This window comes from Facklamia sp. P12945 (assembly GCF_050409485.1).
GTDB lineage: Bacteria > Bacillota > Bacilli > Lactobacillales > Aerococcaceae > Facklamia.
Genome location: NZ_JBNUPJ010000002.1, coordinates 23,343 through 44,446, shown reverse-complemented (window position 1 = coordinate 44,446; position 21,104 = coordinate 23,343). Strand labels below are relative to the sequence as shown.

Below are 21,104 nucleotides of genomic sequence, written 5' to 3'. Positions count from 1 at the left end.
ATGGAAAGGAGTGGGAGTTTGCCACGTTATGTAGCTAAAGTTCAATATGATGGAAGTCACTATCACGGTTATCAAATTCAAAAAAATGGTATATCTATTCAAGAGAAAATTGAAAATGCCTTGCTTCTTATTGCTAAAAAAAGCCCAGAAAACCCTATTAAAATTATAGGTTCCGGTCGAACAGATGCAGGGGTTCATGCCATGGGGCAAGTGATCCATTTTGATTTTCCTGCTTCGATTCCGGCTATCAATCTTTTGCGTGCTTTGAATTCTATTCTTGAAAAAGACATTCGTATTATTCAATGTAACCAGACGAAGATAGATTTTCATGCCCGCTACCATGCTATTGGAAAGTCCTATCGCTATCGCGTGGATACTCAAGCTTTCCCAGATCCTTTTAAACGAAATTTTACCACTCACCATGGTTATCCTTTTGAAATTGAGCGCATTCAAGAAGGTTTAGCTTATCTACAAGGAGAACACGATTTCACAAGTTTTTGCTCTACTAAAACAGATAAAGAGAATAAAGTGAGAAACTTATATGAAGTAAAGGCTAATCTAGACGTTCCTAATCAAGAGTTAGTTTTTGATTTTAAAGGGAACGGATTTTTATACAATATGATCCGTATTATTGTGGGAACTTCCCTTCAAATAGGTGACGGCCTTAAAGAACCTATCGAGATGCAACGACTTCTAGATATAAAAGATCGCAACCAGGCAGGTCCTACAGCGCCTCCACAAGGTTTATATTTAATGCATGTAGAATATGAGGAGGATCCTTTTGAGTAAGATAAAAAAAACAAGTGACTGGCAGGTTCGTCGAGTAGAATTAAAAGATATCGATAAGTTGCAAGCCATTTATGATCAAGCACGTCGATTTCAATTGGCTACTGGTAATCTCAATCAATGGATTGATGGCTATCCTGGCAGAGAGGTCATTCTAAATGATTATCGTTCAGCACATTCTTATATAGTAGAAGATAGGCTCGATCATGAAATATTAGCAGTGATGGCTTTGCTAGCAGGGGAAGACCCTACTTATAAAAACATTCAGGGACAGTGGCTGAATGATGAAGAGTATGTGACTATTCATCGACTAGCATCTTTACCATCAGCAAAAGGTAGTGGGCAAGCATTATTAGACTGGACCTTGGAACATTATTCGAATATCAGAATTGACACACATGAGGAAAATCAACCAATGAAACATATTTTAGCAAAGCTAGGATTTCAGTTTTGTGGCATTATTTTTTTAGAAAATGGCGATCCTAGAGATGCTTACCAATATTACAGAAAGAAGGAGAATCCATGTTAAAAGACTTTGATTTTGAAAAAATTGACCAACGCTTTGATAACTATAAAAGATCAGAGTTGGGTGAAAGGCTCGATCAATTACAACGAACAGTTAAAGGACTTGAAATTCCAGTTTTAATTTTAATTGATGGCTGGGAATCGGCAGGTAAAGGCTATGTGATCAACGATTTAACGCGTGAACTCGATCCACGTTATGTGAGAGTAGAAGTCTTTGACAAGGCCAATCAAATGGAAAAAGCGCATCCTTCTGTTTGGCGTTTTTGGCAAAAAATTCCCTCTAATCAAGAAATAGTTGTCTATGATCGTTCCTTTTACTATCAAGTCTTTAATCATGATCAAAAAAATGATGAAAAACTAGAGCAGCGTGTTCGTGAATTAACAGAACTAGATAGTACTTTGATAAATAACGGTATGATTGTTATTAAGTTTTTCATAAATATAACGGAAAAAACACAAAAAAAACGCATCAAGAAACTTGAAGAGACAGTTGAAGGAAAGCATTTGTTATCTGAGGTAGACTATGAACAAAATAAAAACTACCAAGACCACCAAGAATGGTTTGAAAAGATTCTTACCCAAACTAATAATAAACGATCACCTTGGCATATCGTTGCAGCTGAGGACAAAAAATATGCTTCTAAAATGGTCTTAGGGACGGTAATTGATGAAATTCATCGTGGTATAGAACGGATCGTTCAGTGCCGGACTAGGGATGAAGCGATTAAAAGAGATCGTGATCAGGTTTACGATGTTCTTGACCAATTTGACTTAAGTAAGAGTCTTTCAAAAGATGATTACCACAAGGAGTTAGCTAACTTACAAGAGCAAGCGGCTAAATTGGTTTACCAATGCTATGATCAGAAAATCCCCATTGTTTTAGCCTTTGAAGGAATGGATGCAGCTGGTAAAGGTGGGGCAATTAAGCGGTTGACCCGGCACATTGATCCTCGTTCTTATAAAATATTTGGAATTAACGCACCAGACCCTATAGAAGAAAAATTTCATTATTTATGGCGTTTTCAAAAAGAAATGCCCGAAGATGGTCAGATGGTTATTTTTGATCGTTCTTGGTATGGGCGGGTCTTAGTTGAGAGGGTAGAAAATTTCACCCCTGAAAGAGATTGGGAACGCGCTTATGAAGAAATTAATCAAATGGAAAGAACCTTGGCCGACCACGGCACGGCTGTCATGAAGTTTTTCTTATATATTGATAGTCAAGAACAATATGAAAGATTTGAAGATCGGGTAGAAGATCCAGCCAAAAACTATAAAATAACAGCTGAAGATTGGCGCAATCGTGAGAAAATGCCACAATATTTAGAGGCTATGAATGAAATGTTGGTTCGCACAGATACCGAATATGCTCCTTGGTATATCGTAGCCAGCAATGATAAACGCTATGCCCGTATTCAAGTCTTGAAATACTTCATTGAGCACTTAGAAAAAATAATAGCTAAATAAAAGCAACTCTGAAAGATACCTACCCTTTGACTGTTTATCCAGCAAAAGTGGTAGGTATCATCTATGAGTTGCTTTCGTTTTATTTTAAGTGTTTACGAAGCATATCGTGCTTAGCAACAGGTTGACTGACTTTCATAGTAACAATTTGCATAGCGTGAGGAGCCACTTTGATTTCAGCTCCTGTGTCATCCCACATTTGATCTAATGTTTCTTGATGACGGCGCATGCCAGGACCATAAAATTCAATGGTTTCACCAACTTTAAAGTTATTGCGTTGTTGAATAGTAGCGATGGTTGTATCAGGGTCATAATCTAAAACTTCCCCTATAAAGGAATACTCTGGTCGACGTCGACGCTTGCCAAACAATTGCTCTTTTTCACTTGGTGCGTCGTAATAAAAGCCAGTTGAAAGCTCGCGTTGAGCAATTTTCCATAATTCATCAGACCATTCTTTTTTTACTTCATAATTTTTAGGATCAGCAAAGAAGCTATCAATAGCCTTACGATAAACGTTAACAACGGTTGAGATATAATGGATGGATTTCATACGGCCTTCAATTTTCAGCGAATCAATCCCTGCCTCAATGATTTCAGGGATATGGTCTAACATCCCCATATCAACAGCTGACATCGAGAAAGGTTCTTTAATACCCGGTTCACCTGCCCCCACCATTACTTTTTGGTCCAACTCAGGCAGTTCGAATAAGCCATAGTGCCAACGACAAGATTGACAACAGCCGCCTCGATTAGCGTCACGATTAGCCATATGGTTGGAGAGAGTACAACGACCGGAATAAGATATACACATAGCACCATGAATAAAAGCTTCGATTTCTACATCCGTATTAGCACGGATTTCTTTAATTTCTGCCATAGAGACCTCACGTCCTAAAACGCAACGTGTCAGTCCGGCTTCCTGCCAAAAGTTCAAGGTTTCATAATTGACAGCTGATTGCTGGGTGGAAAGGTGAATGTCTAGTCCCGGAGCTTCACTGGCACATATTTGCATAAGAGTCGGATCAGACACAATGACCGCATCAATGCCAATATCCCTTACTTGCCGGAAAAAATCACCAGCACCTATCTCATCATTTTCATGAGTAACCATATTAGCAGCGACATATACCTTCGCATCTCTTGCATGGGCAAAAGCGACTCCCTCAGCCATATCCTCAAAAGAAAAATTACCGGCTCTTTTACGAAGTCCGTAATCATTACCGCCAATATATACTGCATCTGCTCCATAGTGAATCGCAGTTTTTAGTTTTTCGAGCGTTCCTGCGGGTGCTAATAATTCTGGTTTTTTAAAAGTTAAGTTTTCCATAAGCGCCTCCTATTGTACCTGGTCTGCTTCATATAAGAAGAAACCTGTACCCAATTCCCGATTTTTAGTGTGATATTGTTCAACCGCTACACGATGTAGTTTTAGTCCTTCTAAAGTCACTTGGTCTTGTTCAATTAATTCCTTCACACGTATAAAATGTCTTGCGACTTGTTTGAACGCTTCTTCGGGTGTAAATAATCCATCTAAATACCAATGCGTTTGTTGAACATTTGCTAAATCGGGTAAATATTCAATTAAATTTAAATCTTTATTGGCAAAGATATGTGTACCGTGTTGATCGGTGTAGATCGAATAATGGCTATCCTTTTTATTAGGCTCAGACAAGAAAAGATCACGATCGGTTAACTCCTCAACATCCTTATGAATATAGTTAAAGTAATTATTCAATAAGCGTCTTCGACTTTGATGAATACAAGTAGAGCCATAGACTTGATAAACAAGAGGAATTTGACTTTCAGCTAACATATCCTTTAATTCAACAAATGGCACTTCACTTGCGACAAAGGCTCTCTTTGCGCCATATTTGGCCCAAAAATTTACTTGACCGGATGAGGTCATTAAAACAGAAGCATTATAAATATATGGTAAGTAGAGGTCTTCATCTTTAAGAATTTGAATTAAGCCAGTATCGCCAACCATAATTTGGTCTGCACCGATTTCTTTGATCTTCTTTAGAAAAGATCGTGCTTGCTTAATTTGTTCATTATGCAAAATAGCATTCATGGCAATGATGACTTCTTTTTTGTATTGGTGGGCGTAATCGATAACCTCTTTCATTTCGTCAAAGGAGAAATAAGCCGGCAAGCGCAAACCAAATACTTCCTCACCAATAACAACTTGATCGATCCCAAGATCGATTAGTTTTTTGGCTTGTCCTATCGATTCAGCTGTTGCAATCAACTTGATCATTAGAACCCTTCTTTCTAATCGTTATTTTATTCATCTATCAATTATATACGAGTAAACAGAGATAATAAACAGCATTTTAATACATAGTAACTTTTTCACAAACTAAATAATATTGGAAACGGAATCAAAATTCATGTTATAATATCAGTGTCGCTAATTATTTATTTCCTATTTGAAATAGGAAAAGAAGGGTGGTGAACGAATGGCAAATTTAATTGAGACAGTTAACGAATTAGAGGCATTAAGTGCTGAAAAAGTTGCTGATTATCAAAAAAAATTGCAAGAAATGCAAGAAAACTTTGAAGATCAAAAACTCACATTTAAAAGGCAGGTTGATTCGGAATTCGCTCAATTTAAACAAACGACTAAAGAAAAATATAATCATCAATTTCTTGAGGTTGAAAATGACTTAAGAAATGAAAATCAATTGTCGGTTGTTCAAATTGAATCCGATATTGCTAACCGCCGTGAGGATTTGACGCAAAAAATTGCTGAAAAGGTGGTGAAAGAAATATGGCAATAGCTAAAATGGCTAAGGTTTTAGCAATTGTTGAGAAAGAAAATCGTGACGACTTGATGCAGGCATTTCAAAAAATGCAAAACATTCAAGTGAAGACAATTAACTCTGAATTGTTGGACCAAGAGCCAAAAATGGAATCAAAACAACTGACAGAATATCTCGATCAGTTAGAAAATGTCCGATCAGCAAAAAAATATTTAGAAAGTTATCTAACAGCTGAATCCTTTAAAGACAAGTATCTAACGCCATTACCAGAAATGAGTATGGCTGAAATTGAAGAAAGTCAAATGGATGAGCAAGCCAAGAAGATTACTGATAAAGTATGGGAAAAGAAAAAGATGCTAGAAGAAATTGATTCCCAAATTCAAATTTGCGAGAATGAAGCCGATTTTTATCATAAGTGGCGCAATCTAAAAGCACTTCCAGATTACGCTAAAGATTATCGCTATACACGCTTGTTATTAGGGACAATTCCTCAAACAGCGGATAATGAATATTACAATGCTTTGAAAGAAGACCGAATTGCACTGGAAGAGGTCTATCAGTCTAAAGAAGAAATTGGCCTGGCAGTTGCTTTTGATAAGGATGATGCCTTCGAAGTGAATCAATTTCTTAATCAAAACCGCTTCCAGATCTTAGATTATCGCTTCAAAGACCTTCCGGTTAAACTGCTAGAAGAATCCCATATAGAAGCGGAAAACTTAAGAAACAAAGCCAGAGATCTAAGAAAAGAATTGGGAAGTTTCAGACAAGAATATAACCAATTAAAAATCGCTGAAGAAGTTTTTTATGCCAAAGTAGAAAGACAAAAAGCAACAGAATTAGGATTAAACAAAGGGGAGTTGTTCGCTCTAGAAGGTTGGATTGAAGAGCAACAAGCTCAAGCAAGCTTAGAAGAAGTTATAAAAGCGCTAAATGGAGAAGTTTATTTAGACTATGTGACACCAACTGAAGAAGAAAGCGAAGAAGTACCCATTCAATTAAAAAATCACCCTTTGGTTGAACCTTTTGAAACAGTTACTTCAATGTATGGTCTACCTGGATATAAGGGGTTTGACCCGACATCCTCTTTAACGCCTTATTATTGGACATTCTTTGGAATGATGATTGCCGATTTAGGTTATGGAATTTTACTCTGGTTAGGAACCTTTATCCCATTAAAATTCTTTACGATCGATAAAGGGATGAAAAAAAACATACGTTTCTTCCATCTCTTATCATATGCTGTTTTGCTATGGGGCTTAATTTACGGGTCGTTTTTTGGTGAATCCTTGCCTTTCAAGTTGCTATCACCTACTGAAGACGTCATTCAGGTATTGGCCTTGTCGATTGGTTTAGGATTTATCCAAATCATTCATGGACTCATCCTAAACACACTCCTAAATTGGGAAAGTAATCGATTAGATGCAATTAAGGATGGACTATCATGGATTATCATGCTATTTGGCTTTTTAATTGCAGTCCTTGGACCAATGTTATTAAACATTGAAAGTCTACAACAATTAGGCCTATATTTAGCTGGGTTTGCAGCCATAACAATTTTGGTAGTAGCTATTATTAAAAGTAAAAATAAATTTGCCGGTTTCGGAGCCGGTTTATACGATTTGTATGGCATCTCTTCTTATTTAGGAGATTTAGTATCGTATAGTCGACTAATGGCCCTTGGTATAGCTGGAGGATCAATTGCCTTAGCCTTTAATATTTTGGTGGCATATTTACCTCCTGCAGCAAGATTTTCAGTGGGTATTCTATTAATCATTGCTTTACAGTTATTTAACTTTGGCTTAACGGTCTTAAGTGCTTATGTTCACTCTGCACGTTTAATCTTCGTTGAGTTCTTCGGTAAATTCTATGAAGCTGGGGGTCAAGCCTTTGCCCCATTAAAATACTTAGGCAAATACATTAATATTAAATAAATTTACTAGGAGGTAATATAATGGAATTTTTACAAGAGTATGGTGGTTATTTATTCGCCGTTTTAGGGATAGCAGTGGCAGTTATTTTCTCAGGTTTTGGTTCAGCTAATGGGGTTGGTACTGCAGGTACATCCGCTGCAGCTTTAACTAAAGATCAACCTGAAAAATTCGTTCAATCTTTAATCTTACAGTTACTACCAGGTACACAAGGCCTTTATGGATTTGCGATTGGCTTCTTAATTTTCTTACAGTTACAACAAGGCATGGAACTACAAACAGGACTTAATCTATTAATTGCTGCTATGCCTGTTGGTTTTGTAGGTTGGGTATCAGGTATTCACCAAGGTAAAGTAGCTGCAGCAGGTATGCAGATTTTGGCTAAACGTCCTGAAAAAGTTATTAATGCAATTATTTATTCAGTAATGGTTGAAACTTATGCAATTTTAGCATTCGTATTCTCATTCTTACTTGTTCAAGGATAGGAGGTCAAACTTGTGGGAAACATTGAAACTTTACAAAATAAAATCTTAGGGAAAGTTCAAGCCACAGGTGAAGCACAAGTTCAAGATCTTCAAAAAGAGTTGTCCCAAGCAATGGACGATTACAAAAATCGGATTAATAAACAATTTGAGCATGATAAAGAAAACTTTATTCGTAAGCAAGAGCAACAATTTGAAATTCGTAAGCAATCATTGGCTAATGAATTGCGCAACTCACAGCTTACTCATAAGCAAAAATTATTAGAAGAAATTATCCAAGACGTTCCTGAAGAAATAAACCATTCGATAGCTAATAATTTGGGTCAAATGATTCAAGCGGCAATGCAAAAGTTGGATTCAAATCAAGCTTTTGAACTAAGAATCGGTGAAAAATCACGTCAATTTATTTCTGATGATCAAGCGAATAAATTTCATGCAGATTATAATATGATGCAATGGGGCGAAAACGTTGCGGATAAATCTGGTTTTATTCTTACCCAAAAAGGGATGAATATGAATTATTTATTTGAAGATATTATTAATGAACTGAAGCCTCAACTGCTTATTGAACTTGAAAAACAACTGAAAGCATAAGGGGGGCTTATAATGAAAGAATTAGAGTATGCTGGTTTAAATACGACCCTGCGCCTCTATGAAGCTCAACTTCTCAGTCAATCAGACTATGAAACGTTATTACAAATGGACCATTCTGATGCTGTTTTAGACTACTTAGGTAAGACGGCTTATTCTATTCCGGAGGAAGTGCGTTTAAATCGTAGTTTTGAGCCAATCATTCAACAACGTTTGGTTTATGTATATGAAGAATTACTTGAGGCATCACCTGATAGGCGTATAATCGAAATCTTCTCATTAAGATATACTTATCATAATTTGAAGCTTTTAATTAAAGAAAAATATCTGGATGAAGATTTGTCTCATTTGTACATTCCGATTGGCAGTTTTTCAAAAGAGGAACTTGCTCAAGTTGTGTCTACAAAAGGACAAAATGAAGACCTTCATCCTGTATTAGAAGAAGCTGTCTATGACGCTATCACAGCAGTAGAAGACACAGGCGATACCCATTCGATTGATGTCATTTTGGATACAGCCTATCTAAGACATATCCGATCTCATGCCGATGCAATGAAGCATGAAGAACTCAGTCGATTTGTAAAAATGAAAATTGATTTTCAAAATTTATTAACTTTTGTCCGTGCTTTTAAACAAGGTCAAAGTACATCATTTATTTTCACCTCTTTATCAAGTCAAGGGGCAGTGAGTCGTGATGATATCATTGAAAATTGGCGAGAAAAAGATTTGAACGGTTTAGTTGAAACTTATCAAACAGCTGAATACATGATTAATTTAGACCCTGTTTGGGATCAATTGAATGATGAAAAGGTCAACCCAACTGAACTAAATGCTTTAATTCAAGGCGAGTTTAGTCGGATTTTAAGATCATTCTCATTTGATGCCTTCGGGCCGATGCCAGTACTTACTTATCTATATTTCTTGGAAAATGAGAGTGACAACGTACGTCTCATCTTAATTGGGAAAGAAAATAATTTAGACAATCAACTAATTAAAGAAAGGATGCGACCTATTCATGGCATATAAAATAGCAGTAATCGGTAACCGTGACGTCGTATTAGCCTTTAAACTATTAGGATTTGAAGTCTATCCAGCAAGTAGTGGCGAGGAAGCTAGAAAAATTCTACACGATTTAAAAGAAGAAAATATTGGTGTCGTATTATTGACAGAAAATCTAGCTCATGAAATACCCGATACGATTAGTCACTTTGACACTTTACCAACCCCTGCGGTTATTCTAATTCCAACTCATAAAGGATCTCTTGGAATAGGTAAAGCCAAAGTCAATGACAACGTTGAAAAAGCAATCGGACAGAACATATTATAAAAGGAGGAAAAAAATGACAACTGGAATTATTCAAGAAATTTCAGGACCTTTAGTGAAGGCTAAAGGAATGAAAGACTCCTCAATTCGTGAAATTGTTTTGGTTGGAGAAATGCAACTTACTGGCGAAATTATTGAAATGCACCAAGACGTTGCATCCATTCAAGTATACGAAGAGACCTCGATGTTGAAACCGGGCGAAATCGTAAGACCTACAGGACATCCTCTTTCAGTTGAATTAGGACCAGGTCTATTAACCAAGATGTTTGATGGGATTCAAAGACCATTAGAAGATTTCATGCAAAAAACAGAGAGTAATTTTTTAGTAAGAGGAAGTAACATTGATGTTTTAGATCGAGACAAGGTTTGGGAATTTGAAGCCCGTAAAGCAGTGGGTGACCATGTGGTAGCTGGCGATATTATTGGGGTCGTTCAAGAAACCAAAATTATTGAGCACCGCATTATGGTTCCTGTTGGCATTGAAGGAACAATTAAATCCATCGAATCTGGCTCTTTCAAAATTGAAGATACCGTTTGTGTGGTTGAAACAGAATCAGGCGAACATGAATTAAATATGGTTCAAAAATGGCCGGTTCGTTTGGGACGCCCTTATAAAGCTAAATCAACTCCCAAAGCACCACTAAAGACAGGACAACGTGTAATTGATACATTCTTCCCAATCACTAAGGGTGGGGTAGCTGCTGTTCCTGGACCTTTCGGGGCTGGAAAAACGGTCGTTCAGCACCAAATCGCTAAGTATGCTGATGTTGACGTAGTGGTTTACGTAGGATGTGGTGAACGTGGAAATGAGATGACGGACGTTATTAACGAGTTTCCAGAATTAATTGATCCTAAAACGGGCGAGTCTATCATGCAACGTACTATTTTAATTGCTAACACTTCCAATATGCCGGTGGCGGCTCGTGAAGCTTCAATCTATACAGGTATCACTATTGCGGAATACTTCCGTGATATGGGCTATTCAGTGGCCATCATGGCGGATTCTACTTCACGTTGGGCAGAAGCATTACGTGAAATGTCAGGACGTATGGAAGAGATGCCAGGGGATGAAGGTTATCCAGCTTATTTAGGTTCACGTATTGCAGAATACTATGAGCGTGCCGGCTTGGTCCAAGTATTGGGATCAGATGAGCGCGTTGGTTCAGTTTCTGCCATTGGAGCGGTTTCACCTCCAGGTGGGGATACTTCAGAACCCGTTACCCAAAATACTTTACGTATCGTAAAAGTATTCTGGAGTTTAGATTCTAAACTTTCACAACAACGTCACTTCCCAGCTATTAACTGGCTAGATTCTTATTCTCAATATTCAACCGATGTTCAAGCACATAATGATGAACACATTGACCCAAGTTGGGGTGAGAAAGTACGTCATTGCTTATCCCTTCTTCAAGAAGAATCAAGCTTGCAAGAAATTGTTCGTTTGGTTGGTTTAGATTCACTTTCTGAAAAAGATAAATTAACGCTTGCCATCGCAGGGATGATTCGTGAAGACTTCTTACAACAAAATGCTTTTGACGATGTTGATACGACAACCTCTGAAGAAAAACAATTGAAATTATTGAATTTAATTATTGATTTTGAAAATGAGGCAAGAGAAGCAATGAAACTGGGTGCTTACTATAATGAAATTATGGAAGGTACTCAAGAAGTTCGTGAGCAAATTGCTCGAGCTAAATTTATTCCAGAAGAAGAAATTCACCGCTTGGATGAGATTAATCAGCAAATTGCTACCTACATGAAACAAGTATTAGAACAAGGAGGTGGAGCAAATGCTTAAGGAATATACAAATATTTCTGACCTATATGGTCCTTTGATGATTGTAGATGGCGTCGAAGATATAGCCTATGACGAACTAGTTGAAATTGAGCTCCACGATGGTGAAATTCGTATGGGTCAGGTGTTAGAAGCTAAAGAGGGTAAAGCCGTTGTTCAAATCTATGGTGGTACTTCTTCAATGAAGCTATCCAATATTAAAGCGCGTTTTAAAGGCAAGCCCTTAGAATTTGCTTTATCCGAAGATATTGTGGGACGCATCTTTGACGGTATGGGTAATGTGATGGATGGCGGACCGCAAATCATTCCTGAAAAGTTTGCTGATATCAATGGTCAAGCGATTAACCCAATGGCGCGTGACTATCCGGATGAATTTATTCAAACAGGTATTTCAACCATCGACCATTTGAATACACTGGTTCGTGGACAAAAACTACCCGTTTTCTCTGGTTCTGGTTTGCCGCATAAAGAGTTAGCAGCCCAAATTGCACGTCAAGCAACTGTTTTAAATTCTGATGAAAATTTTGCAGTTGTCTTTGCAGCCATGGGAATTACTTATGATGAGGCTGAATACTTTATGGATTCTTTCCGTGAAACCGGAGCAATCGATCGTTCAGTAATGTTTGTTAACCTAGCTAATGACCCAGCAATTGAGCGGTTAGCGACTCCAAAAATCGCCTTAACTGCTGCCGAATACTTGGCTTTTGAAAAAGATATGCACGTTTTAGTTATCATGACAGACATGACGAACTATTGTGAGGCCTTACGTGAAGTGTCAGCAGCCCGTCGTGAGGTACCAGGCCGTCGTGGCTATCCAGGTTACTTATATACCAACCTATCTACACTCTATGAACGCGCAGGACGTTTAGTAGGATCTAAGGGATCGGTTACTCAAATCCCAATTCTTACCATGCCTGAAGATGATATTACTCATCCAATCCCTGACTTAACCGGTTATATTACTGAAGGACAAATCATCTTAGACCGTTCATTAGATAACCAAGGTATTAAGCCGCCTATTAATGTTCTTCCTTCCTTATCGCGTTTGAAGGATAAGGGAACCGGTGAAGGAAAAACACGTGAAGATCATGCACCGACAATGAACCAGCTATTTGCAGCTTATGCCAAAGGTAAAGAAGCAAAAGAATTAGCGATTGTATTGGGTGAGTCAGCCCTTTCAGATATCGATAAACAGTATGTTAAATTTACTGATGAATTCGAGAAACGCTATGTTAACCAAGGCTTTGATAAGAACCGTGACATCTTTGAGTCGCTTGATATTGCCTGGGACTTATTAAAGATTTTACCGAAGAGCGAATTGAAACGGATCAAGGATCCAATGATCGAGCAATACTTACCGAAAGGAGAGTAATGCACTATGGCAAACGTATTAGGGGTAAAGCCCACCCGGATGGAGCTGTCAGCTTTAAAGAGTACGCACGCACTGGCTAGTCGCGGGCATAAGTTACTTAAAGATAAGCAAGATGAATTGATGCGCCATTTTATTGATTTGATTCGTAAAAACAATGAACTAAGAGATCAAGTGGAAGCAGAACTTTCAAATGCCTTACAATCATTTGTATTAGCGAAGTCTTTAATGAGCGATCATTTTATTGAAGAGATAGCGGCCATTTCAGGTGAAAACATTGATCTTTCAATTGACCTTAAAAATATTATGAGTGTCAATGTTCCTAAAATGGATTTTAATTTAGATGATGATATTGATGATGAGCCTTTACGCTATGGTTATTTGAATTCCAATGCGGAATTAGATGAAGCTTTAGAAGGTTTAAGGTCCATTTTGCCCAAGTTATTAGATTTAGTCGAAATTGAAAAGACTTGTCAGCTTTTAGCCGATGAAATCGAAAAAACAAGAAGACGTGTTAACGCTCTTGAATATCGAATGATTCCGGATACCGAAGAGACAATCAACTATATTTCAATGAAGTTAGAAGAAAATGAGCGAGCAAGTATCACTCGTATGATGAAGGTTAAAGATCTATAATTAGTAGAAAGATTAATAAATTAGTCTTATGAAAAAATCCGAATAGTATGTAGAAAGATTGTCAAATAAATCAATGGATTTATTACTCACTCCACTGATGCTTCTCTAAACGTTTAATCTATAAGAGAGCATCAATAGTTGGATTGAATGTTCTTTCTATAACTATTCGGATTATTTTTATTTATGAAGAGCAATTCCTTTATTAATACCTTTTATTTGGTGGAATTATTTATTGTATTATGATCGTATCGTGTACAAAAATATAAATAATAAGATTGATATTTAAACGGATGTTAACAAACAATCTCCTATTCAACGGATAGGAGGCTATTTGTTAACATAGGAATATAGACCTTTAAATTTACGTGAATTAATTACACATTCACATTATGATAAACCTTTTGCACGTCTTCATCATCTTCTAATGCATCAATTAACTTCTCAAAAGTTTCCAAGTCTTCTGCGTTGAGGTCCACTTCAGTCTGGGCAATCATTTCAGTTTCAGCCACTGAAAAGTCAGTAATACCAATACTTTCCAGGCATTCTTTAATAGTGCCGTAATCACCAGGTTGACCATATACAACCACAGATCCTTCTTCAGTATAAACATCTTTGACATCGAGATCTGCTTCCAATAAAGCCATCGTAATGGTTTCTTCATCTTGGTTTTCCATCACAAAAACAGCCACATGATCAAACATATAAGAAACGGATCCAGCAACCCCCATATTTCCACCGTTCTTATTAAAGGCCATGCGAACATTGGCGGCAGTGCGGTTTACGTTGTTTGTTAAAGCATCCACGATAATCATTGAACCATTCGGGCCAAAACCTTCGTATCGCAATTCTTGGAAGGTCTCATCGGCCGAGCCTTTGGCCTTGTCAATGGCTTTGTTGATGACGTGAGATGGTACATTATAGGTTTTAGCACGATCGACAACAAATTTTAGTTTCTGGTTGGTCTCCGGATCTGGGTCTCCTGATTTGGCTGCTGCATAAATTTCAATGCCAAATTTTGCATAAATTCTTGAGGTTTGTTGATCGGTTTTCGCTTTTTTTTCGCGAATGTTCATCCATTTACGACCCATTTAATTCACTTCACTTTCATTATAGTCTGTTTGTATTATAGCGAAAAACAAGCTTCATTTATAGAATTTTTTTCAAAAATTTTTAGCTTGCAAGATTTCTGTCAAACTTTTGATAGCAAAAGAAAAAAAGCGACTGCTGAGTCGCTTAAAATTAATCTTTTGGATACATTTTATCTATTCGCGCTTGTAAATCTTTATCATTGACAAATTCCTCATAGCTGGTATTCATGCGATCAAAGGCCCCAGTTGGAGTAATTTCAATTACACGATTGACTGTTGTATTTAAGACTTCGTAGTCATGTGAGGCGATGAGAATAGCGGATTTAAATTTAATTAAACCATCGTTTAAAGCAGTAATGGATTCAAGGTCTAAGTGGTTGGTTGGTTGATCCATCACTAAAACGTTGGCTTTCGATAGCATCATTTTTGAAAGTAAACAGCGGACTTTCTCACCACCAGAAAGGACGTTGACAGGTTTTAAGACATCATCTCCTGTAAAGAGCATGCGTCCTAAGAAGGAGCGTAAGAAGGTATTGTCACTTTCTTCTTTAGAAGCATATTGTCTTAACCAATCGACAATTGACAACTCGACTCCATCAAATTCATCGCCCGAATTACGTGGCAGATAGGTTTGTGAAGTCGTAACACCCCATTCAAAGCTTCCCTTATCTGCTTCCAAGTTTCCCATCAAGATTTCAAAAAAGGCTGAAATGGCATTGTCATTGCGGGAGACAAAAGCCACCTTATCATCACGATTCAAAGTGAAAGTAACATTATCAAAGAGGGCTTCACCGTCAATTGATTTTGACAGTCCTTCTACGCTAAGTAAATCATTACCGATTTCACGTTCAGGTGAAAAGCCGACAAATGGATAGCGACGGCTGGAAGGTTGAATGTCATCCAGGGTAATTTTTTCTAAAAGTTTCTTTCTAGAGGTCGCTTGTTTTGATTTAGAAGCATTAGCAGAAAAGCGCGCAATAAAGTTTTGTAATTCTTTAATTTTTTCTTCTTTTTTAGCATTTTGATCCGCTTGCAATTTAGCGGCTAATTGACTGGATTGTAACCAAAAGTCATAGTTTCCCACATAAATTTTTATTTTACCGAAGTCGACATCCGCCATATGAGTACATACTGTGTTTAGGAAGTGACGGTCGTGAGAAACAACGATGACAGTGTTTGGGAAGTCCATGATGAAGTTACTTAGCCAATCAATAGCTTGAGCATCTAGACCGTTAGTTGGCTCGTCTAGGAGCAGATTGTCCGGTTTACCAAAAAGTGCTTGAGCCAGTAAAACTTTGATTTTATCAGCTTCGATAAGCTCACTCATCTTGGCTGTATGTTGTTCAGTAGGGATTCCTAAGCCTTGTAACATATTAGAAGCTTCTGATTCAGCTTCCCAACCACCCATTTCGGCAAACAAACCTTCTAATTCGCCAGCGCGCACCCCATCTTCATCAGAAAAATCAGCTTTCATATAGATGGCATCTTTTTCTTTCTTTACTTCATAAAGTTCCTTATAACCCATCATCACGGTTTCGATCACTTCATAGTCTTCGAATCCGTAGTGGTTTTGGTTAAGAACAGCTAATCTTTCATTAGGATCCATGGACACATTTCCCGTTGTAGGTGCAATGTCACCTGATAAAATTTTTAAAAAGGTTGACTTACCAGCACCATTGGCTCCGATCACACCATAACAGTTGCCAGGTGTAAAATTAATATTGACCTCATCAAATAATTTCCGGTCTGGGAATTGTAAACTAACATTCGATACATTGATCACAAACATAACCTCCATCTTAGATTCATAGACATACGCCTTCATTCTAGCATGATAAGGACTAAAAAGCATTAAGAAATATAGTTTATTGATAAACTTATTAGAAGATAAAAAACTCTGTCCATTTAGGGACAGAGTCAAAATTTTATAGACTGCGTAACCAAGCTAAGAAGCGTTTGATTATAGAAGGATCTTGCGGACTTGACAGTTTAGTCTGATTATCACGAGCGGGATTTAGTTTACTGAGTCGAATTTTGCGACTCTGTTTTTCTTTAGCTAAGCGCTCATCGAGATCTTTTTGACGTTGGCTGGCTCGCTCGATTAAAATTTCTTGCGAGTTGATTTTTTGGTCTTCAATGATAACTGGGCGGATATATTCGCCGTTTACTTGCAGTTCACGTGCTTTCATATTATCAGCTAATTGAAGCTCTAAATAGTCCACTATATCGGCCTCGATATCCTTATCTAAGATCGGGAATTCAATTTCGACACGCTTAATCATATTGCGCGTCATCATATCAGCTGAAGAGAGGAATAGGTGGTTATCACTATTATGGTTAAAGTAATACACACGGGAATGTTCCAAAAAGCGACCAACAATTGAACGTACACGAATATTATCAGATATTCCAGGAATGCCCGGTTTCAAACAGCAGATACCTCTAACAATTAGATCAATTGAAAGACCCGCTTGACTGGCTTCATAGAGCTTTTGGATGAGGGGAAGATCGGTTAAGGAATTCATTTTAGCAATGATACGACCATTACCGTATTGTTTTTGAAAAGCAATTTCCTCATCAATATAATCCATTAGAGAATCCCGAATGGCAAAAGGTGAAACATGTAAATGTTTATAATCTGGCAAGCTGCTATAACCACTTAAATAGTTGAAGAAATCAGTAGCATCATCCGTTAAACCAGGGTGCGTCGTAAATAAGCCCATATCGGTATAAATTTTTGCTGTTTTGTCATTGTAATTACCTGTTCCTAGATGAAGGTAAGGTTGGATTTTATTATCCTCCTTGCGAATGACCAGTGAAATTTTGGAATGGGTCTTTAGTTCACTAACACCATATAAAACGTGACAGCCTGCTTCTTCTAATTCTTTGGCCCAATAAACATTATTTTCTTCATCGAAACGTGCTTTTAGTTCCACCAACACGGTAACTTCTTTTCCGTTTTCGGCAGCGGTTTTTAAGGCTGAGATAATGGGAGAGTTTTTAGAAACTCTGTAAAGGGTCTGTTTAATGGCAATGGTTTGAGGATCTTGAGCAGCGTACGCTATTAAGTTAACTACCGGATCAAACGAATCATAAGGGTGGTGGAGGAAGATGTCATGGTCTTTGGCCTGGGTGAATAGGTCTTCTCCTAAATGTTTGGGATTCAGGTAGGGTATATGCTCCTCAAATAAGAATTGAGGGTTATTTTCACCAATTTCTTCTCTTAAGGCAAAAAGGAAAGTTAAATCGAGCGGCCCGTCAATTAAGTAAACAGCATTTTCTTCCAACTCAAAAACTTCTTGTAGATAAGTAAGGTTTTGTTCAGAAAAATTCATTAAGCGTGAGCGGTCAATTTCAAGCCGGACAGCCATTCCATTTTTTCTTTGTTTGACATAGTCTTCAATTAGAACTAACAAATCGGAAGCACCGTCTTCTGCAATTGAAAAATCTGCATTACGTGTAATTCGAAAAGGATAAGCAGCCACAACTTCATAGCCTTCAAAAATACGATCAAGGTGGTGGATGATAATGTCTTCCACTAAGACGATGGTATGGACTTGTCCTTCAATAATGAAATAACGTTCAATCAGCTGAGGAATAGGAAGAATCGCTCGATGCTCTTTGCCATCCTTTTCCAGCTTAACCATAATATTTAAAACTTTATTGACAAGGTGAGGGAAAGGCCGGTAGGCATCGATTCCTAAAGGAGAAAGAGTCGGTAAGAGTAAGGTCTTAAAGTAATAGTCTATTTCTGCTTGTTCAGATACGGATAATTCACCGATGGACTTCATTTGGTAGCCAGTATTTGGCAAGAGAGGCATTAATTCATGGTAGCGTTGGTATTGTTTAGCGACATTGCGTTGATTGCGCTGACTAATGTTTTCTAATAATTCTTCGGGTGTTTGGCAGGTTTTATTTTCAGAAACCTCCACACCAGCAAGGTATTGATCGTAAACTCCCGAAACTCTGACCATAAAGAATTCATCGAGATTTGAAGAGGCAATGGCTAAGAAATTTATTTGTTCCAGTAAAGGATTGGTCATATCATAAGCATTGTCAATACAACGTAAATTAAAGTCTAGCCAAGATAATTCGCGGTTAAAATAAAAGTCAGGATTATCAAATTGTCCGCGATTTTTTCTTGAGTTAGAAATGCGCTTATCCTTATTCACTGTTTTCTTTTTCTTTTTTTTGGTCTCAGTCATTTCATTTCTCCTCTCAGTTTTCTTTAAGCCTCTAAGTCAACATACTTTAGTTTTAAGCTTCCATCTAAGCTACGAGCAATATGTTTGGCGTGACGATCTGCTCGATATTGCTCGGCTACCACAGGGCCATTGTGATAAAGGGTTAGGATATAGTCTTTTTTCTTTTTTTCTAATTTAATATTTTTAATCGGAGAAGTTTTAGAATCGTTTAATGATTGGCTAAATTTTAAAATACCTCCTAAAGCTTGTAGTTCTTTTATATCTTCACTACTAAACCAATTGCTGAAAGACTGACAATATTGATTGAGTAAAGATTTATTACGATAACTGCTTAATAAAGCTAAGCGGACACGGTCGCGATGTGAAAAACCGGCCAAATCCATATTGGATAAAAGATAGAAAGTTGTCTGGGAATCAGCTTCTTTAGAGATGAATTGGCCACATCGGTAGAGATAACTTGCCATTTCTAATTCAACTTGCTGAGCATAGGAATAATCCATTTGTCCTAAATCAGTCAGTTGTTTATAAAGATCGATCGCTATTTTACTCCGAATTTCTGCAACCTTTGGATGCACTTTGAAATCACGACATACTTTGGCGACACTTCGAACGTGAATATGCTCAGGATTAATAGGCTGGTTAAAATGATCATTCAAGTAGTAAGTAATAACACCATCTCTCAGCCCTTGTCTAGAAATGAATAGGGTAGGCGCATTGACGATTTGAAAAAGCTCAATTAATGCTAAGTTAGCTGGAATAATGATGTCAGTTCGATCAGAACTTAAACCGTCAATATCTTGCATATCTTGGTAATTTGTTGACTGGAATAGGTCGAGTGTGGTGTTTAGATTTTTTTCAGAGAGTCGATAACCATGTAAGCCAGCAATGGGATAATTCTGTAGGCGTTGATGAACTTGAGCGATATTACGCGCAGAACCACCGACCGCAACGATCGGGTACTTAACCTTCTTTAGCCAATCCAGTGACTTAAAAGTTTTTTGTAAATAGCGTCTTGTCTTTTCAATGGCTGTTGAATCATTATGGTCTTTATCTTTAAAGAACTTTTCCTTCAAGCTGACTACGCCAAATGGAAAGGAATGGTATTGTTTAATCTCTTTGTTTTCTGACAAGGTTATTTCACAAGACCCTCCGCCCATATCGATAGTCACCATATTACGATTAGGTAAGGAGTGCGAAATAGCGTACTGGCCCAGCGAAGCCTCTTCTTTTTCTGATAAGATGCGAATTTCAATGCCAGTTTCTTCTAATACCCGCTGTATGATTTGCTCTTGGTTAGCTGATTGACGAATAGCTGCTGTAGCAAAGACAATTAACTCCTCAATTTTATGTGCTCGAGCGGCATAGTTAAAACTAGCTAGCGTTTCAGTTAGTTTCTGAATCCCTTTATCAGACATCATTACCTGGTCGTTTTCATCTTTATTCAAGTATTGAGATAAACGTGCAGGCGCTTTAAGGTTAGTAATTTCATGAACATCATAATATTGATCGATTGCATAAATCACCATACGAATAGTATTTGAACCGATATCAATTAAACCTACTTTATTGGAATACATATATTTCCACCCATCTATTGTGACTTAGTAACATCTTGGTCTTTATTTTTTATTTAAGACTTCTTCAATGGCAGCAGCAATCTCGGAAGAGTGAGAAACAACCTTTCCGTTAAGTTTGATCAATCCCACAGTGTATAAGTTAACATAGGCGAACTGTGATTCTGCAACTTCTTTGAGTGCTTCAATTTTTTGAGGGTTATCCGCGCCTTGTTGACGGGAGTCTGAAAACAGACCAATAATAGGAATGCCGGCTTGGTAGGCAATACCAATTTCACTGGCTACACCTGGATCAATGGTTTGTCCATCTAAGACGGCCAAAACGATATCACTTGCTAGCACTGCTTCCGTATCCAAACGAGCAATCATCTTTGAATCGGCATAGGCTTGCTTATCGTTAATTTCAGCTTGTTCTTGTGGTAAGAAAATATCTAAAGAAGGTATGGCTTGTCTTAATTCATTAGCAACTTTTTGGTTGAAGGCTAGTTCCATTTCATTAAAAAGGGGACTTGCAAAATATAATTTAGTCATGATTAAATCCTTTCTTTAAGTAAGTTTTTTAATTGCTGATACTTCTA

The 21,104-nt window shown here is 37.5% G+C and carries 19 protein-coding genes; 12 read left to right on the top strand and 7 right to left on the bottom strand.

Features of this window, described 5'->3' with window-relative positions:
* Positions 1-18 precede the first annotated feature (18 nt).
* From truA to ACQV2X_RS00900, 3 genes are read left to right on the top strand one after another with little or no spacing between them, the layout of a single operon-like run.
* On the top strand, positions 19-789 hold the full coding sequence (truA, locus tag ACQV2X_RS00910) for a tRNA pseudouridine(38-40) synthase TruA (RefSeq protein ID WP_428873274.1): 771 nt from the start codon (positions 19-21) through the stop codon (positions 787-789).
* Positions 782-1,315 carry a GNAT family N-acetyltransferase gene (locus tag ACQV2X_RS00905; protein WP_428875094.1) on the top strand — a complete coding sequence of 178 codons (534 nt, stop codon included), beginning with the start codon at positions 782-784 and terminating at the stop codon, positions 1,313-1,315. Before truA ends, ACQV2X_RS00905 begins: the two co-directional genes overlap by 8 nt.
* A complete protein-coding gene (locus ACQV2X_RS00900; protein ID WP_428876133.1) occupies positions 1,309-2,775 on the top strand; it encodes a phosphate:AMP phosphotransferase in 1,467 nt (488 codons plus the stop codon). The genes ACQV2X_RS00905 and ACQV2X_RS00900 overlap by 7 nt, the downstream gene beginning before the upstream one ends.
* Before the next feature lie 79 nt (positions 2,776-2,854).
* Here ACQV2X_RS00900 and ACQV2X_RS00895 read toward each other — a convergent pair whose 3' ends face one another.
* Positions 2,855-4,099 (bottom strand): peptidase U32 family protein, encoded by a 1,245-nt coding sequence (locus tag ACQV2X_RS00895; RefSeq protein WP_428875097.1) that lies wholly within the window; start codon positions 4,097-4,099, stop codon positions 2,855-2,857.
* A gap of 9 nt (positions 4,100-4,108) precedes the next feature.
* Positions 4,109-5,029 carry a peptidase U32 family protein gene (locus tag ACQV2X_RS00890; protein WP_428873281.1) on the bottom strand — a complete coding sequence of 307 codons (921 nt, stop codon included), beginning with the start codon at positions 5,027-5,029 and terminating at the stop codon, positions 4,109-4,111.
* A gap of 202 nt (positions 5,030-5,231) precedes the next feature.
* Between ACQV2X_RS00890 and ACQV2X_RS00885 the strand changes: the two genes are divergently transcribed.
* From ACQV2X_RS00885 to ACQV2X_RS00845, 9 genes are read left to right on the top strand one after another with little or no spacing between them, the layout of a single operon-like run.
* A complete protein-coding gene (locus ACQV2X_RS00885; RefSeq protein ID WP_428873282.1) occupies positions 5,232-5,552 on the top strand; it encodes a hypothetical protein in 321 nt (106 codons plus the stop codon).
* A complete protein-coding gene (locus tag ACQV2X_RS00880; RefSeq protein ID WP_428891927.1) occupies positions 5,543-7,465 on the top strand; it encodes a V-type ATP synthase subunit I in 1,923 nt (640 codons plus the stop codon). Before ACQV2X_RS00885 ends, ACQV2X_RS00880 begins: the two co-directional genes overlap by 10 nt.
* A gap of 17 nt (positions 7,466-7,482) precedes the next feature.
* Positions 7,483-7,947: a V-type ATP synthase subunit K gene (locus tag ACQV2X_RS00875; protein ID WP_428873344.1), complete on the top strand. Its 465-nt coding sequence runs from the start codon at positions 7,483-7,485 to the stop codon at positions 7,945-7,947.
* Positions 7,948-7,959: 12 nt separating this feature from the next.
* Positions 7,960-8,538 (top strand): hypothetical protein, encoded by a 579-nt coding sequence (locus ACQV2X_RS00870; protein ID WP_428876134.1) that lies wholly within the window; start codon positions 7,960-7,962, stop codon positions 8,536-8,538.
* A 12-nt stretch (positions 8,539-8,550) separates the two neighbouring features.
* Complete coding sequence (locus ACQV2X_RS00865) at positions 8,551-9,561, top strand: V-type ATPase subunit (protein WP_428873286.1); 1,011 nt, start codon at positions 8,551-8,553, stop codon at positions 9,559-9,561.
* Complete coding sequence (locus tag ACQV2X_RS00860; RefSeq protein WP_258436826.1) at positions 9,551-9,862, top strand: V-type ATP synthase subunit F; 312 nt, start codon at positions 9,551-9,553, stop codon at positions 9,860-9,862. The genes ACQV2X_RS00865 and ACQV2X_RS00860 overlap by 11 nt, the downstream gene beginning before the upstream one ends.
* 13 nt (positions 9,863-9,875) lie before the next feature.
* Positions 9,876-11,657 (top strand): V-type ATP synthase subunit A, encoded by a 1,782-nt coding sequence (locus ACQV2X_RS00855; RefSeq protein WP_428876135.1) that lies wholly within the window; start codon positions 9,876-9,878, stop codon positions 11,655-11,657.
* The gene (locus ACQV2X_RS00850) at positions 11,650-13,026 is read left to right on the top strand and encodes a V-type ATP synthase subunit B (RefSeq protein WP_428873289.1); all 1,377 of its coding nucleotides are present in this window, start codon (positions 11,650-11,652) and stop codon (positions 13,024-13,026) included. The genes ACQV2X_RS00855 and ACQV2X_RS00850 overlap by 8 nt, the downstream gene beginning before the upstream one ends.
* Positions 13,027-13,032: 6 nt before the next feature.
* The gene (locus tag ACQV2X_RS00845; RefSeq protein ID WP_428873290.1) at positions 13,033-13,659 is read left to right on the top strand and encodes a V-type ATP synthase subunit D; all 627 of its coding nucleotides are present in this window, start codon (positions 13,033-13,035) and stop codon (positions 13,657-13,659) included.
* Between the two features lie 374 nt (positions 13,660-14,033).
* On the opposite strand, the gene ACQV2X_RS00840 is transcribed toward ACQV2X_RS00845, so the two are convergent.
* The 5 genes from ACQV2X_RS00840 to ACQV2X_RS00820 form a co-directional block, all read right to left on the bottom strand.
* Positions 14,034-14,747: a YebC/PmpR family DNA-binding transcriptional regulator gene (locus ACQV2X_RS00840; RefSeq protein WP_428876136.1), complete on the bottom strand. Its 714-nt coding sequence runs from the start codon at positions 14,745-14,747 to the stop codon at positions 14,034-14,036.
* A 151-nt stretch (positions 14,748-14,898) separates the two neighbouring features.
* Positions 14,899-16,530, bottom strand: coding sequence for an ABC-F family ATP-binding cassette domain-containing protein (locus ACQV2X_RS00835; RefSeq protein ID WP_428873293.1), 1,632 nt, complete (start codon positions 16,528-16,530; stop codon positions 14,899-14,901).
* A gap of 142 nt (positions 16,531-16,672) precedes the next feature.
* Positions 16,673-18,952, bottom strand: coding sequence for an RNA degradosome polyphosphate kinase (locus ACQV2X_RS00830; protein WP_428894174.1), 2,280 nt, complete (start codon positions 18,950-18,952; stop codon positions 16,673-16,675).
* Positions 18,953-18,975: 23 nt separating this feature from the next.
* Entirely contained in the window at positions 18,976-20,529 is a 1,554-nt protein-coding gene (locus ACQV2X_RS00825; RefSeq protein WP_428875099.1) for a Ppx/GppA family phosphatase, read from the bottom strand.
* A gap of 42 nt (positions 20,530-20,571) precedes the next feature.
* A complete protein-coding gene (locus tag ACQV2X_RS00820; RefSeq protein ID WP_428875100.1) occupies positions 20,572-21,057 on the bottom strand; it encodes a nucleoside 2-deoxyribosyltransferase in 486 nt (161 codons plus the stop codon).
* Between the last annotated feature and the right edge of the window lie 47 nt (positions 21,058-21,104).

What these genes read in the sequence shown, in the direction of transcription:
- ACQV2X_RS00900 (WP_428876133.1), top strand. Translation starts at nt 1,309, where the DNA reads ATGTTAAAAGACTTTGATTTTGAAAAAATTGACCAACGCTTTGATAAC.
- ACQV2X_RS00895 (WP_428875097.1), bottom strand. Translation starts at nt 4,099, where the DNA reads ATGGAAAACTTAACTTTTAAAAAACCAGAATTATTAGCACCCGCAGGA.
- ACQV2X_RS00890 (WP_428873281.1), bottom strand. Translation starts at nt 5,029, where the DNA reads ATGATCAAGTTGATTGCAACAGCTGAATCGATAGGACAAGCCAAAAAA.
- ACQV2X_RS00885 (WP_428873282.1), top strand. Translation starts at nt 5,232, where the DNA reads ATGGCAAATTTAATTGAGACAGTTAACGAATTAGAGGCATTAAGTGCT.
- ACQV2X_RS00880 (WP_428891927.1), top strand. Translation starts at nt 5,543, where the DNA reads ATGGCAATAGCTAAAATGGCTAAGGTTTTAGCAATTGTTGAGAAAGAA.
- ACQV2X_RS00865 (WP_428873286.1), top strand. Translation starts at nt 8,551, where the DNA reads ATGAAAGAATTAGAGTATGCTGGTTTAAATACGACCCTGCGCCTCTAT.
- ACQV2X_RS00860 (WP_258436826.1), top strand. Translation starts at nt 9,551, where the DNA reads ATGGCATATAAAATAGCAGTAATCGGTAACCGTGACGTCGTATTAGCC.
- ACQV2X_RS00855 (WP_428876135.1), top strand. Translation starts at nt 9,876, where the DNA reads ATGACAACTGGAATTATTCAAGAAATTTCAGGACCTTTAGTGAAGGCT.
- ACQV2X_RS00850 (WP_428873289.1), top strand. Translation starts at nt 11,650, where the DNA reads ATGCTTAAGGAATATACAAATATTTCTGACCTATATGGTCCTTTGATG.
- ACQV2X_RS00845 (WP_428873290.1), top strand. Translation starts at nt 13,033, where the DNA reads ATGGCAAACGTATTAGGGGTAAAGCCCACCCGGATGGAGCTGTCAGCT.
- ACQV2X_RS00840 (WP_428876136.1), bottom strand. Translation starts at nt 14,747, where the DNA reads ATGGGTCGTAAATGGATGAACATTCGCGAAAAAAAAGCGAAAACCGAT.
- ACQV2X_RS00830 (WP_428894174.1), bottom strand. Translation starts at nt 18,952, where the DNA reads ATGACTGAGACCAAAAAAAAGAAAAAGAAAACAGTGAATAAGGATAAG.
- ACQV2X_RS00825 (WP_428875099.1), bottom strand. Translation starts at nt 20,529, where the DNA reads ATGTATTCCAATAAAGTAGGTTTAATTGATATCGGTTCAAATACTATT.
- ACQV2X_RS00820 (WP_428875100.1), bottom strand. Translation starts at nt 21,057, where the DNA reads ATGACTAAATTATATTTTGCAAGTCCCCTTTTTAATGAAATGGAACTA.